Raw genomic sequence first — 14245 nt, 5'->3', positions numbered from 1 at the left:
TTCGTTGATCCGTTCAAACTTCTATCAGCAACTGCATATAGCGCTCGACGATGCGGTTCCAAGTGAATTCCTTGGAAAAGATAGACTGTCGTCCTGCCTCACCCATTGCCACAAGGCGCGTGGGATTCGACAGGATGGCTTCCATTTCAGCAGCCATCGTATCAATGGATACAGTTGCACCTTGCACCTTCGAGCGTCGCATGACATGGCCTGCTCCGGTCCAAGCAGCGATTTCTCTACTGTTGCCCACGGGCGTTGACAGAAAGGCGGTGCCTGCTGCGGCTGCTTCGAAAAGCACCAAAGGAGAGTATTCCACGTGTGAGGCCAGCACAAACAGATCGGCCGCTTTGTACAGGTCAACCAAATCGTTGCGCGGCAAGTCCGTAATCATCACGCGCTTGCGACCAGAATCGCGCCTTTGCCATCGAGCCTCCCAGGACAGGGGCCAGCGCTGGGACAACGCGTGCTTTAGCGTTCGCTTTAGCAGGTTGGTCACGCCAGAGCCGGGCTCATTGCCATTGATTACCAACGTAGCAGGTCTGGGCAGACGCGCCTTCTTGAAGGCGCGTAAAGTTTCCCAGTGTCCCTTTGCAGCGATCTGGCTGCCCACGCTCAACAACAGATCGTGGTCCGGAGCGATGCCAAGGCGGTTTCTTACTGCGTGATCATTCCGGTCGGAGAACTCACGTTCGTCCACCCCATTGGGAATGAAATGAAGAGTCTGTAGGCCATGGAGGCGCGCAAAGGCAACGTCTTGATAGTCCTCGGAGTAGAAGATTAATCCGTCAAAAAGCCTCAACCACTTGGGCATGTATTGGTAGTACGACGCATAGTTTGGATCGTTCAGGCCTGAGAAGCCGCACGGGATGAAAAGCTTGCGACCTCCAAAGTCGGGGAGGATGTCGACAGCTGCGTCGAAAGTCCACTGCTGTGCCGCCTTAATAAGAATGCCATCGAAGCCACCGTGTTCGATGAAAGCCCGGTACTTTGCCAGTGACCCCGTCATGCCCTTTGCCTGATTGCCGGAGATGGGAAACGAGAGAACACGCACGCCGTTGCGCGTGGTATCCATAGCCCGGTCCGGGTGGGGGCTAGTGGCGACCGTGACGTCCAGTCCATTTAGGGCCAGGCGCTCGGCGATCTGGCGCATGACCTCCTGAACACCCCCCACGCTTGGGGCATAAAACTCGCAGCACAGCAACACGCGTTTCATGGGTTCTTTGCTCTTAAGCGAAGCAGCCTGAGCCGAGCCTTCACCCAGCGAACAGGCTCTAGTCGCAGCGAAATGTCGCGGTAGTGTTCCCGCGCGCCCGGTAGTCCGAGATCCAGAGCGTAGCTGCCAAGCAGATAGCTGAAGTTGCTCTGAGCCAGTGCGCGGTAGGAGAGTGGGAGCAGTTGAAGTTGGCGTTGGAATAGGTTGCGTTGTCGTTCATACTGATGTGGATTGAAGGTGCTGATCTGTTCTGCACCCACCCAGTACGCGCCCAATCTTTCGGGAATCATTTTCATGCGGACGCCACGCGAAGCCAGTCGCAGCCAAGCGTCAAAATCTTCCACCGACGCCAATTCCCGGTTTTCCTCAAACCCACCGATCGTTTGCATGAGTTCGTTTCGCACCGTAGTTGCTGACGTGGGCAGGGGGTTGCCAAAGCGGATCATGTGTGTGAGGGGGTCGGCTACCCGCAGCGCATCGCCTAGCGACGCTCCGTGGGCCGGCTTTGCGAAAGCGCTGCGGTCAGCGCGCTCCACGCTCAGCTGGTGGTACACGATGTCACAATCTTCATCCAGCTCGGCTTTGACTCGGGCCATGCGTTCCGGGAACCACCAGTCGTCCGAATCCAGGAAACTCACCCATCGGGTTCGGGTAGCCTGGATCGCAGTGTTGCGCGGGCGTGCTGGGCCGCCTGAGTTGTCAATACGCAGCAACTGAAGCCGAAGACTATTTGCAAAGGAATGAGTGACCGATGCGATGTCTTCGGTCGATCCGTCGTCGCACACAATTACATCGAAGTCCCTGTCGGTCTGCACCACTAGACTGTTCAGCGCGCGAGCAAGCTCCTCACTGCGGTTGTAGGTGGGAATGACAACAGTGACGTCGTCGAGCTTGTGCTCACACATCCTGGACTGGTTCATGTATTAATCCTTGCCCATCGAGTGGGGATCAGATCGGGGGTGGGGCGTTCTGCGGCGTACCAACGCGCCGGGGCGACCACCGTGCTGTTTGGGGTCGTGGACAGCCATGCACCCCACCAGCTGAAGCTGCTGTTGGCGATGATGTGATGTTTGCAATGGGACATAAGCCGCAAGTCTTGGAAGGCGTCCTCTGGACGGTTGTGGTCCACATGGTGGGTCGGAAATGGGAAGGAAAGGTGGGTCCGTGCCCATTGGGGATCGTCGGAAAACACGAACAGCGTGGGGTTGTGAACCCGTTCGGCTATGTGCTGGAGGGCGGCGCGGTAGTAGTCCAGGGAGCACAGGCCGTGATAAGACGCGGCGGACTGCAACGTGACGTAGTCACCGCGGCGCACATGCAGCGACACCGAGCTGCATGTAGCCATTTGGGCCATCACTTCGAGGTCCGCTGTTGCCGGTGACTCCATCGGCACCAGTTCTTTCAGGAGGTAGTCCCTGATATCAGCGAAATAGGCCTCGCTTTGCCAGAAGCCGAACAAATAGCTGCCAGGTCGGGCGGCCAGCGCTTTCTGGTTGACGCCCAAGCCCTGCTCACGAACCAAGCGCAGAGGAAGAAAGGGTTTGGCATAGCGGGCGAGGCGCCCGCGCATCAAGGTCCAGTGCTGTTGTTCGGCTTCGCTAGCCAGGCGCATGGCCAGCGGAAAGCGTGTCAGTTCCAGTGGTCGCGGTGTTTCCCCCGGGCGCGGATGATCAAACCAGTGGGGATCGAGTACCAGAGGACAGCTGTGCCGCAGAGCTAGCCGGCGCGCTGCCGCGTACTGGAAAAGCTGGTTGCCCAGACCGCCCTGTCCGTAAAAGACGATCATGAGTGTGCTCGCTTGACGAAGTGGAAACAACCGCACCCATATTTTTGCATGGCCGCCTGCGCGGGCGCTGCGTTGCGAACCAAGCCTTCGCTGGAGCCGTCGTCTGGTATCAGGGCGAATTCGACAAGATCGAGTCCGGTTGCCATGGAAAGCACCTGCTCATGGGTGTAGATGCGGTGTGCGTTGAACTGGATGCGCGACTCACCACCGATCGGCACGACCAGCAGAAGGTGTCCATTTGGAGCCAGCGCACGGATCAGTTCGGTTACAGCCCTGATATCGCCGTCGTAATCGAAGGCGTCGCCATATCGTCCAAGTCCCACGTGTTCCACCACGTGCATGCACGACAGCGACTCCACACTGTTGCTGGTAAACGGCAATTGCATGAGCGTACCCGCATCGCAGGTGAGACTGGACAGTCCGAGCTGTGCGGGCCGGAAGTCGATGAACTGGGTGGGAATGAATGCTGAGATCGAACTCACGAAGTACAGTGAACTGGCCACATCGACGTGCCGGGTGGGACGTATCTCTGCCAGGACCCGGGCCGCCCAGGCCGTGTGGAACACATAGTGCCGGTCGAATCCTGTTGTAGCGGTGGCATCGCGTAGGTGCAACCAGCGGTCCTTCCATTCGACGAGGAAGCGTGGGTTAGGCTGGGCTTGGAGCTGACTGAACTGATGCAGTACTTTGAAGAGCTGCCGCCCATGTTGCAGGGCACGACGAATCTTGTGCATCAAGCGGTCAACGATGGATGGCATGGTGTCAATCTCTTGTGGGGATGGAAGGGGTGCCCCGTTCGTGGAGCGCGAACCACAGGACACCCAATGCAAATTGCGTCAATGTGGTTGACAACCAGATGGCGCCGCCGAGCAGCAGCCCCGAAGAGGTGCCCATGATCATGATTACCAGGCCTGCTACGGCCAGGGACACGAGGTTGAACTGGAGGATGCGTTGAGGTTGCCCTGCCGCCAGGATGACCTGGTAGATGCATCCATACAGGCTGTTGACGGCCACTGCCAGCAACAGCAACTGAAGCGGTCGGGCTCCAGTGTCCACGACCCCTGGGTTTCGCAGCCACAGTTCCAGCAGCGGAGCGGCCAGCAGGCAAGCCAGAAGTGCAGGGATCGTCGAAATGAGCACCGTGCCCGCGATCAGCCGCTTCATGCGGGCGGGCGAGACCCGGCCCGTGGACTCGATGTCCTGCACTAGCAGCGGAAAGTAGGCCCGGGTGAGGGGCGTCTGCAACTGCAGGAACGCCATCGCCATTGCGGCGACCACTGTGTAAACGCCGAACGCCTCCACCGGTACGGTTCGGCTTAGGATGATGCGATCGAGTTGTATGACCAGCAAACCCACTAAAATGCCGCCCGAAAGGATGGTGACTTCGCGCAACAGCGGGCGTAAAGGCGCGTAGTGTTGTAGGTCGGAGGTGCCCATCATCCTGCGGACCGTCACGGCGTTGGTGACCATCTCGATCAAGGCCCAGAACGCAAACACGGACGCATAAAGCCAGACATGGGGGGCGCTGATGTACATGGCCAGCATGGTCGAAACATGCTTGATCGTGCCGAAGCTGCAAACGCGCAGGTTGGCCAAAACCTGCTTCTGCAGGCCGTGCCAAAGCCCGATATGCATGTTGTTGACGAATTGAAACAACATCTGCAGGCTAGTGATGCGTATAGCGATTTCCAGGTCGTGGGCGCGCTCGAGAGGAACCAGGAACCAGTTGTTTGCGAGATATCCCGCTGCGACCTGCAGTAGGATGAACATTGACAGGCCCAGAATCCAGTACATCCGACGAAAGAGCGCGACATGGTGCATAAGCGCCGAGGGTTTGTGCGCCTCCTTGGCCGCCCAGCGAGGCACGATCTGGCTGAACCCTGCATCCAGGAAGTTCGACAGCACCTGAAGGCTGACGCAAGCCGCCACCAGACCCCATTCAACTAGGCCGAGCATCTGGATGTAGATCGGAATTGACAGTACTGACAGCAGGCTCAACCAAGCCAAAGCCAAGAAGCTCGACGTGGCGTTGCGGCCAGCCACCGAACGCAACGGGGCAGATGCCTTCAGAAACCGACCCAGCGGCGCCCGCAAGTTCATGAGCCAGACGGCAGAACGGATTCGAAGTAGGCGATGGTTTTCTTCAGGCCGGCCTCGAGAGCAATGGCCGGTTCCCAGTTCAACATGCTTCTGGCCAGCGAGATGTCAGGCTGTCGCTGCTTGGGGTCGTCGGCGGGGAGAGGCCGCAAGACCAGCTTCGACTTGGAGCCTGTCAGGTCAATGACCTGTTCGGCGAGTTGACGGATTGTGAATTCGCGCGGATTGCCCAGGTTGATCGGTCCGGGAAATCCAGGCTGGCCGTTCTCGCCGGCCGGGAGATCCATGAAACGGATGAACGCCTCGATGAGGTCGTCCACGAAACAGAAGCTTCTAGTCTGCTGTCCGTCGCCGTAAAGGGTGATGTCTTCGCCATTGAGTGCCTGCATGATGAAGTTGCTGACCACGCGACCATCATTTGGATGCATGCGAGGGCCGTAGGTGTTGAAGATGCGCGCCACGCGAATGTCCAACCCATGCTGGCGGTGATAGTCGAAGAACAGCGTTTCGGCGCAGCGCTTGCCTTCGTCGTAGCAACTGCGTGGTCCGATCGGGTTGACGCTACCCCAGTAACTCTCCGGTTGGGGGTGAACCGCAGGATCCCCATACACCTCGCTGGTGCTCGCTTGGAAAATGCGTGCCCGCAACCGCTTGGCCAAGCCCAGCATGTTGATGGCGCCATGCACACTGGTCTTGGTGGTCTGGACGGGGTCGTGCTGGTAGTGAATTGGACTCGCTGGGCACGCCAGATTGTAGATCTGATCGACTTCGACATAGAGGGGAAACGTGACGTCGTGGCGCATGAACTCAAAGCGTGGATGGGTCAGCAGGTGCTCAACGTTGCTTTTGGTTCCAGTGAACAGGTTGTCAGCGCAGACCACTTCATCTCCCCGATCAAGCAGGCGTTCGATCAGATGAGAGCCAAGAAACCCGGCACCGCCGGTGACGAGAATTCTCTTGCGAGGGTTGTATTGGCGCATGTGATGGCTCTGCAATTAGTGAGGTATCGGAGCAGTTCGTGTATCAAGCTGCAGGAAGAGCTTGTTGCTAATGATGGTAAGACTTGATTTCGTTAAATCAGCCCAGTAATCGTTGAATCTTACGTGCAATCTGCCTGCTTCGAGTCAGGCCATTGCCAGTGAACCTTTTGTTGTAGAGATTCAAATTAATGTGGGCGGATACTTCAAACGGTTTCTCGTATTCGAAACCACAGAAGAAAAAATCTAGATTGTTGGAGACGATATCATCCCAGCCCATTTCGAAGGAGTTTCTCAATTCTGCAGTGATGTGTCGATAGGGTGATGGATCCAAGATGGTCTTGGGCACGAAGCGAATAGTTGCTGAGTCGACATCGAGCCAAACAAAGTGTTTGTGCACCTCGAAATCGTAGAGGTATTCATAAGCAGGCAGTGGAAACTCGATGTAACCTCTCCCTCCACCAACTCTGAAAATCTCCGACATGAATGTACAGGGGTCTTCCACGTGTTCAATCACATGCGATGCGATCACGTAGTCGAATTGACCATCGACGTAAGGAAGTTGCGTTCCTTGATAGAAAGTGACTTTCCTTCCGGAGAATTCAGGGGAATTCTTGGGATCTCCGCGTTGGCGAATCGCCTCTTCGTGATCGTCGAAATCGTACTCAAGGAATTCATTGGCCCTGGGAAAAGGAGTGGTTCCTGGCCCTATCTCGAGAACTCGGTCAGTGGGTCTGATGGACTGAATGAGATTGGAAAAGAACATCTTGAAATGTGGGTTGGGAAATTGGTCTCGGTACAGCATCGCCTAGCACCCTCAATCGTGTGAAAGCCACACGGTTCGATGCCGCCCATGGGTAGACGAGTTGGCACTACCTCATTAGGCGCTACGTCGGTTTGCGTGCCAGTACATTCAAAGAGAAAAATTGACCAAAAGGCTCTTTGGCAAGAGACGCATCCTCTACGCCCGGCAAGAAGTGCGGCTCATGCGGATACTCATGGACTTCCTCGAAACCCACCTTCTCAAGCAGGTGTTTCATCCAACAGAAGTTGAACCCGGTCTTGTGGAAGTCGTAAGGATCGACTTGTCCTCCATACAGCAGCCCGATCCAGGGCGAGTGTCCCGGGGTCTGAAAGTGCTGCCAATTTTCTGTGTATATCTTGACGATGCGGTCGATGTCGGGAACAGAGACTCGCAGTTCGCCACCGGGTTTCAATACCTCAAACCAGCGCTGCAGCACATCGAGAGCCTCGTCATGTGAGAAATGCTCCAGAACATGACATGCGTAGATGAGTGCGATGGATTCATCTTTGAAGTTGTCAAGCTTGGAGATGTCGGAGATGACATCGACTGCGTGTGTCGTCAATATGTCGACGTTGCAAAACCCAGGTAGGCGAACGTTCCCGCAGCCCAAGTGCAGGCGATCTGCCGCCCCGGGGTTGGTGGTGGGTGGGTTCCTCCGGCTGAACTTTCTGGCCTCCCTTGTCAGGCGCCGAGTGACTCGCTTGAGAAATTTAGTAGGGTTGCTTGACATCGGTGCAAAGCCTTATTCGTAGTAATCCATGGCCTTGTGGCCGTGCCGCGTGACAAGCTCATCCCGTTCCGCGCTTTTCAAGTCATCCCGCACCATTTCGGCCACGAGCTCTTCGAAACTGATTCTTGGTGTCCAGCCCAATTTTTGTTTGGCCTTGGTGGGATCACCCAGCAGAGTCTCGACTTCAGTTGGTCGAAAGTATTTGGGGTCTACCGAAACGATGGGAGCGACGTGGCGTCCGTTAAGCGCGTCCTCTCCCGCCATGGGCGAGTTTGTCCAATAGCCTCTCTCGTTCACCCCGCTGCCTTCCCAGCGCACGTCCATTCCCAGCTCGCGAGCGGAAGCATTGACGAAATCGCGCACGCTGTACTGCACTCCGGTGGCGATCACAAAGTCTTCTGGCTTGTCCTGCTGCAGCATCAGCCACTGCATTTCCACATAATCCTTGGCGTGGCCCCAGTCACGCAGCGCGTCCAGATTGCCAAGGTACAAGCAGTCCTGCAGCCCCAATTTGATACGGGCCAGCGCCCGCGTTATCTTGCGCGTCACGAAGGTCTCGCCACGTCGTGGGCTCTCGTGGTTGAACAGAATGCCATTGCAGGCATACATGTCGTACGCCTCTCGGTAGTTCACTGTGATCCAGTACGCATACAGTTTGGCCACCGCATAGGGGCTGCGCGGGTAGAAGGGGGTTGTCTCTTTCTGGGGAGTTTCTTGAACCAGGCCGTAGAGTTCGCTAGTGCTGGCCTGGTAGAAGCGGGTCTTCTTCTCCAGTCCCAGGATGCGGATGGCTTCCAGCATGCGCAGGGTGCCCATGCCGTCCACGTCAGCGGTGTATTCCGGACTCTCGAAACTCACGGCCACATGGCTTTGAGCGCCCAGGTTGTAGATCTCGTCCGGCTGCGTTTCCTGAATGATGCGCACCAGGTTGCTGGTGTCGCTCAGGTCGCCGTAGTGCAATTTGAACTGGGCGTTCTCGATGTGTGGATCTTGGTAAATGTGATCGACCCGCGCAGTATTGAAGCTGGATGCACGGCGCTTGATGCCGTGCACGGTGTAGCCCTTCTCCAACAGAAATTCGGCCAGATAACTGCCGTCCTGCCCGGTGATGCCGGTGATCAAGGCGGTCTTCGTGGTGTGCGTGTTTGTCATGTCGATTGACGGGATTCGTGGGTATGTAGAAAGTCGGCATAAGCGAGGTCCAAGCCAGCCTCCAATTTCACCTGGGCGTGCCAGCCGAGCGCGTTGAGGCGTTGGCTGTTCATGAGTTTTCGGGGCGTGCCATCGGGCTTGCTGGTGTCGAAATCGATGGCTCCCTCAAAGCCCACGACATGGCCCACGGCGTGGGCGAGCTCGGCGATGCTGATGTCCGAGCCTGAACCCACGTTGACGTGGCTCTGCATCGGGCGGGTGTGTCGGTCGAAAACTGCCTTGGGCAGGTTCATCACATGTACACTGGCCGCTGCCATGTCGTCTACGTAGAGGAACTCGCGCAAGGGCGTGCCCGTGCCCCAGATGGTGACCTTCGGCGCATTCGCCACGCGGGCTTCGTGAAAACGGCGGATGAGAGCCGGTATCACGTGTGAATTTTCCGGGTGGTAGTTGTCGCCGGGTCCGTACAGGTTGGTCGGCATGACGCAGCGGTAGTCCACACCATGGCTTGGTCCGTACTGCCGGTTGTAGCTCTCGCATAACTTGATGCCTGCGATCTTGGCGATGGCGTAGGGTTCGTTAGTGGGCTCCAGCAACCCGGTCAACAGAGCGTCTTCGGCCATGGGCTGGGGCGTAATTCGGGGATAGATGCAACTGGAGCCCAGGAACAACAACTGCTGGACGCCATTGCGGAACGCCGCATCGATGATGTTGGCTTCTATCATCAGATTGTCGTAGATGAAGTCGGCCGGGTAGGTGTTGTTGGCATGAATGCCCCCTACTCTCGCGGCCGCGAGGTAGACCTCTTGGGGCTTCTCAGAGGCAAAGAAACTGCGCACAGCGGCTTGGTCGGTGAGATCAAGTTCAGCATGTGTGCGGGTGATGATGTGGGTGTCGGCGTGACCGGCGGCGAGGAGTTGGCGAATGATGGCTGAACCCACCATGCCCCGATGGCCGGCAACGTAAATCCTGGGTGATGACGATGAGCTCATATTCATGGTTGCTGAAGTGCAAAAATGTCGGCTTCCCGCAGTCGCTTGCCGCTCAGATCCTTGACCGACAACATGGGTTGAGTACCTACGGGCCATTCGATACCAATGTCGGTATCGTCCCAAGCGATGCAGCGCTCATGCTGCGGGGCGTAGTAGTTGGTGGTCTTGTAGAGAAAGTCAGCCGACTCACTCAGCACCAGGAAACCGTGGGCAAAACCTGTTGGGATCCAAAGTTGCCGGTGGTTGCCCTCGGTCAGTTCGGCGCCTACCCATTTTCCAAAAGTCGGCGATCCCTGGCGAATGTCCACAGCCACATCAAACACCGCCCCGCGCACCACCCGCACCAGCTTGCCCTGGGGCTGCTGCACCTGGTAGTGCAACCCTCGCAGCACCCCCTTGGCGCTCCGGCTGTGGTTGTCCTGCACGAAGTTCACGTCCAGACCAGTCGCCTCATTGAAGGCCTTCTGGTTGAAGCTCTCGAAAAAGAACCCGCGTTCGTCACCGAACACCTTGGGTTCGATGATGAGGACGTCCGGGATGGTGGTGGGCGTGACTTTCATCGGAGCACCGGGTCCTTGAGCAAGCGCACCAAGTACTGGCCGTAGCCGTTCTTGAGCATGGGTTGGGCCAGCGCCTCCAACTGGGCCGCGTCGATCCAGCCGTGTCGCCATGAAATCTCTTCAGGGCAGGCGATCTTCAAGCCCTGGCGGTGTTCCAGCGTGGCGATGAACTGGCTGGCCTCGAGCAGGCTGTCGTGGGTGCCGGTGTCCAGCCACGCATAGCCGCGCTGCATGATCTGCACATTGAGCTGGCCCAGGTCGAGGTAGGCCTGGTTCACTGCGGTGATCTCGAGCTCGCCGCGCGCGCTGGGCTTCACGGCTTTGGCGATGTCCACCACCTGCTGGTCGTAGAAATACAGGCCGGTCACGGCGTAGTTGCTCTGCGGCTTGGCGGGTTTTTCTTCGATGCTGCGGGCTTTGCCTTGTGCGTCAAAGGCCACCACGCCGTAGCGTTCGGGATCGTTCACGTGGTACGCGAACACGGTGGCGCCGCTGGCCTTCTGGTCGGCGTCGGCAAGCAGCGTGGTGAAGTCGTGACCGTAGTAGATGTTGTCACCGAGCACCAGGGCGCTGGGGCTGTTGCCCACGAAGTCGGTGCCGATGATGAAGGCCTGGGCCAGGCCGTCGGGGCTGGGTTGCACCGCGTACTGCAGGTTCATGCCCCAGGAGCTGCCATCGCCCAGCAGTTGCTGAAAACGTGGCGTGTCCTGCGGTGTGCTGATGATGAGCACGTCGCGGATGCCGGCCAGCATCAGCGTGGTGAGCGGGTAATAGATCATCGGCTTGTCGTAAACCGGCAGCAGCTGTTTGCTGATTGCCAGAGTGGCCGGATGCAAACGGGTGCCGGAGCCGCCGGCCAAGATGATGCCTTTGCGTTGTGTCATGCGATGTGTCTTAAAGAATTTCGGCAAGCATACGCCGCACGCCGTGCTGCCACATGGGCAGGTTAAGCCCAAAGTTCTCGCGCAGATGGGTTGTGTCCAGGCGTGAATTCAACGGCCGGCGGGCAGGTGTGGGGAATGCACTGGTGGGCACAGGTGCCACTTCCCGGGCCTGGATCGCGAGGTCTGGCTGGAGAGTGCGAGCCGTCTCAAGCACGAAGCGGGCGTAGCCGTTCCAGGTGGTTTCGCCAGACGCTGCCAAGTGGTAGGTGCCGCAGCAGGCTTCATCGCGCAGGGTCTGGCGGATGGCGTGGGCGGTCACGTCGGCAATCAACTCGGCCCCGGTAGGCGCGCCGAACTGGTCATCTATCACCGTGAGGTGGTCGCGTTCCTGCGCCAGCCGCAGCATGGTCTTGGCGAAGTTGCTGCCGCGTGCGGCGTAGACCCAACTGGTGCGAAAGATCAGGTGGCGAGCGCCCGCCGCCGCGATCATCTGCTCGCCTTCCAGCTTGGTCTGCCCGTAGACGCTCAAGGGCGCGGTGGCTGCGCCTTCGTTCCATGGCGCAGTACCGCTGCCATCGAACACGTAGTCGGTGGAGTAATGGACCAGCAAGGCACCCAAAGCCTGGGCGGCTTCGGCCAACACGCCAGGGGCAAGCGCATTCAAGGCGTACGCTTGGTCAGGCTCGCTCTCGGCTTTGTCCACGGCGGTGTATGCCGCTGCATTCACGATCACGGTGGGGCGCAACCGCGCCACTGTTTCGCGCAGGCCGTCTAGGTTGTTCAGGTCACCGCAGCCGCCATCTGCCAGCGTGCTGTGTCGGTCCAGCGCTACCAGTTCGCCTAGTGACGCCAGGCTGCGCTGCAGTTCCCAGCCGACCTGTCCATTCTTGCCCAGCAGCAAACAGCTCATTGGCAGACGTGAACTAGCCGCCAAAGCCGTACTTTCTCTTAAGTGCAGTGATCCGCGCTCCATGTTGTCCGGAGACGTAGGACTTTCTCCAGGACTCTCGAATCAGGACTAACGTGAGCATTAACAAGCCAAAAAGTAAGGTGCTCAACACTGCAATCATCAACTTTTTTGGCGAGACAGGTGCTGTTGGCAACGTTGGGTTCTGAAGCAGTGTCTCGTTGGTCAGGCCTTCTAGTCGGACTTGGATGCTCAGAATGCGACGCTGTATCTGAGATTGTTGCGAGGAGATCAGCGCATAACTTTCAACCAACTTTCCAAGCTCCCCTCCGGGACTCCCTTGTTCAATGACCGATTGGACCAACTGTCGGGTTGTAGAAAGTTCCTGCATGCGTTTTTTAATTTGGGTCAGCTCGCCTTCCAATCTAAAGCGCTCATTGGGCCTCGGGCGTGATTCAATGAACGTGCTTTCGAGAATCACGTTTGCTAGCCTCTGGGCCATGACAGGCGATTTATCAGACACAACTAAAGTAATTGATTGGCCATCGCTTTCCACACGCGTTTTGATCTTGGATTTCAATTCACTGCGGACACGTTCGATAGTAGCGATTGACGGCTCAGTAACGATACCTGACTTGACCATAGCGGCATCGAGCACCGGGGATGCGGTCATATAAGCAGCTACCACAGCTGGAACTTCAGCTGGATTTATTGATAGTTGATCGCCATCAAGGTTGCTAACGACTGGAGGAACAACGCGAACAATTGAAACACTCTCAAATCTTTGAGGTAACGCGTGCATCACGGCGTAAGTTAGTACTCCGATGAACAATGGAGCGAGCAAAAGCAGCAATGCGTTTTCTGCTAAGGCAATAATGATCTCTATCAAGTCAACGCCATCTTCTTCAAAGTCGCCGCTGTGCTGTTCAGGCTTGTTCATTTTTGCTTTTTGATCAGAAAGTATTTCCGTGGACTGACTCGTCATGCAGACACCGGTACCTCGTACTGCGCCTGCACCCACTGCCGGTACGAGCCGCTCTGCACGTTCGCCACCCATTCGGGGTGGTCCAGGTACCACTGCACGGTCTTGCGGATGCCGCTCTCGAAGGTTTCTGCCGGTTTCCAGCCGAGCTCGCGTTCGATCTTGCGCGCGTCGATGGCGTAGCGGCGGTCGTGGCCTGGGCGGTCTTTGACGTAGCTGATCTGGCTGGCGTAGGGCTGGCCGTCGGTGCGCGGGCGCAGCTCGTCGAGCAGGGCGCAGACGGTGTGCACGATCTCCAGGTTGGGCTTTTCGTTCCAGCCGCCCACGTTGTAGGTCTCGCCCACCAGGCCGCCTTCGAGCACGCGGCGGATCGCGCTGCAGTGGTCTTTCACATAAAGCCAGTCGCGCACTTGCATGCCGTCGCCGTACACCGGCAGGGGCTTGCCCGCCAGTGCATTGACGATCATCAGCGGGATCAGCTTCTCGGGGAAATGGAAGGGCCCGTAGTTGTTGCTGCAGTTGGTGGTGAGCACCGGCAGGCCGTGCGTGTGGTGCCAAGCGCGCACCAGGTGGTCGCTGGCGGCCTTGCTGGCCGAGTACGGGCTGTTGGGCTCGAAGCCGTGGGTTTCGGTGAAGGCGGGGGCGTCGGGTGCCAGGCTGCCATACACCTCGTCGGTGCTCACGTGCAGGAAGCGGAAGGCAGACTTTTCATCGGCGGGGAGCGCGGACCAGTGCGCGCGCACTGCTTCGAGCAGGCGGAAGGTGCCGACGATGTTGGTCTGGATGAAGTCTTCGGCACCATGGATGGAACGGTCCACGTGGCTCTCGGCGGCGAAGTTGATCACAGCCCGGGGCCGATGCTCCGAGAGCAGCCGGGCCACCAGCGCGCCGTCGCCGATGTCGCCCTGCACGAACACATGGCGAGTGTCGCCCTGCAGGCTGGCCAGGTTCTCCAGGTTGCCCGCGTAGGTGAGCTTGTCGAGGTTGACGACGGGCTCGGCCGACCGGGCCAGCCAGTCGAGCACGAAATTGCCGCCGATGAAGCCAGCGCCGCCAGTGACCAGAATCATGAAACTTCCCTAAAGGTGGCGATCTTGGGGCGGCCAGGGGGCCGCCATGAACCACGCATTATCTTCACCAAACCGCTGTTTCCAGCGGAA

Annotated in this window: 15 protein-coding genes; all 15 read right to left on the bottom strand. The window is 58.1% G+C overall.

The window, feature by feature from the left end:
• Positions 1–13: 13 nt before the first annotated feature.
• Entirely contained in the window at positions 14–1213 is a 1200-nt protein-coding gene (locus F9Z44_RS19975) for a glycosyltransferase family 4 protein (protein ID WP_159608425.1), read from the bottom strand.
• A complete protein-coding gene (locus tag F9Z44_RS19970) occupies positions 1210–2133 on the bottom strand; it encodes a glycosyltransferase family 2 protein (protein WP_159608424.1) in 924 nt (307 codons plus the stop codon). Before F9Z44_RS19970 ends, F9Z44_RS19975 begins: the two co-directional genes overlap by 4 nt.
• The gene (locus F9Z44_RS19965) at positions 2130–2999 is read right to left on the bottom strand and encodes an alpha-1,2-fucosyltransferase (RefSeq protein ID WP_159608423.1); all 870 of its coding nucleotides are present in this window, start codon (positions 2997–2999) and stop codon (positions 2130–2132) included. Before F9Z44_RS19965 ends, F9Z44_RS19970 begins: the two co-directional genes overlap by 4 nt.
• Positions 2996–3757 (bottom strand): DUF268 domain-containing protein, encoded by a 762-nt coding sequence (locus F9Z44_RS19960; RefSeq protein ID WP_159608422.1) that lies wholly within the window; start codon positions 3755–3757, stop codon positions 2996–2998. Before F9Z44_RS19960 ends, F9Z44_RS19965 begins: the two co-directional genes overlap by 4 nt.
• Before the next feature lie 4 nt (positions 3758–3761).
• On the bottom strand, positions 3762–5099 hold the full coding sequence (locus F9Z44_RS19955; protein ID WP_159608421.1) for a lipopolysaccharide biosynthesis protein: 1338 nt from the start codon (positions 5097–5099) through the stop codon (positions 3762–3764).
• On the bottom strand, positions 5096–6076 hold the full coding sequence (locus F9Z44_RS19950; RefSeq protein WP_159608420.1) for a UDP-glucuronic acid decarboxylase family protein: 981 nt from the start codon (positions 6074–6076) through the stop codon (positions 5096–5098). The genes F9Z44_RS19955 and F9Z44_RS19950 overlap by 4 nt, the downstream gene beginning before the upstream one ends.
• A 97-nt stretch (positions 6077–6173) precedes the next feature.
• Positions 6174–6839, bottom strand: a complete 666-nt coding sequence (locus F9Z44_RS19945) for a class I SAM-dependent methyltransferase (protein ID WP_159608419.1) — start codon at positions 6837–6839, stop codon at positions 6174–6176.
• Between the two features lie 121 nt (positions 6840–6960).
• Positions 6961–7440, bottom strand: a complete 480-nt coding sequence (locus tag F9Z44_RS19940) for a class I SAM-dependent methyltransferase (RefSeq protein WP_236574201.1) — start codon at positions 7438–7440, stop codon at positions 6961–6963.
• A gap of 180 nt (positions 7441–7620) precedes the next feature.
• A complete protein-coding gene (gene gmd / locus F9Z44_RS19935) occupies positions 7621–8760 on the bottom strand; it encodes a GDP-mannose 4,6-dehydratase (RefSeq protein ID WP_159608417.1) in 1140 nt (379 codons plus the stop codon).
• Positions 8757–9752, bottom strand: a complete 996-nt coding sequence (gene fcl / locus F9Z44_RS19930; RefSeq protein ID WP_159608821.1) for a GDP-L-fucose synthase — start codon at positions 9750–9752, stop codon at positions 8757–8759. The genes gmd and fcl overlap by 4 nt, the downstream gene beginning before the upstream one ends.
• Before the next feature lie 2 nt (positions 9753–9754).
• Positions 9755–10312: a dTDP-4-dehydrorhamnose 3,5-epimerase gene (rfbC, locus tag F9Z44_RS19925; RefSeq protein WP_159608416.1), complete on the bottom strand. Its 558-nt coding sequence runs from the start codon at positions 10310–10312 to the stop codon at positions 9755–9757.
• On the bottom strand, positions 10309–11196 hold the full coding sequence (gene rfbA, locus F9Z44_RS19920) for a glucose-1-phosphate thymidylyltransferase RfbA (protein ID WP_159608415.1): 888 nt from the start codon (positions 11194–11196) through the stop codon (positions 10309–10311). Before rfbA ends, rfbC begins: the two co-directional genes overlap by 4 nt.
• 10 nt (positions 11197–11206) lie before the next feature.
• Positions 11207–12106 carry a dTDP-4-dehydrorhamnose reductase gene (gene rfbD / locus F9Z44_RS19915; RefSeq protein ID WP_159608414.1) on the bottom strand — a complete coding sequence of 300 codons (900 nt, stop codon included), beginning with the start codon at positions 12104–12106 and terminating at the stop codon, positions 11207–11209.
• 13 nt (positions 12107–12119) lie between these two features.
• Positions 12120–13088: a hypothetical protein gene (locus F9Z44_RS19910; RefSeq protein WP_159608413.1), complete on the bottom strand. Its 969-nt coding sequence runs from the start codon at positions 13086–13088 to the stop codon at positions 12120–12122.
• Positions 13085–14155, bottom strand: a complete 1071-nt coding sequence (gene rfbB / locus F9Z44_RS19905) for a dTDP-glucose 4,6-dehydratase (protein WP_159608412.1) — start codon at positions 14153–14155, stop codon at positions 13085–13087. Before rfbB ends, F9Z44_RS19910 begins: the two co-directional genes overlap by 4 nt.
• Positions 14156–14245 lie beyond the last annotated feature (90 nt).

Origin of the sequence: Hydrogenophaga sp. PBL-H3, from assembly GCF_010104355.1 — a bacterium.
Lineage (GTDB): Bacteria > Pseudomonadota > Gammaproteobacteria > Burkholderiales > Burkholderiaceae_C > Hydrogenophaga.
Note: the sequence above shows the minus strand (reverse complement) of the source record. Positions and strands in the feature narration are given on the sequence as shown.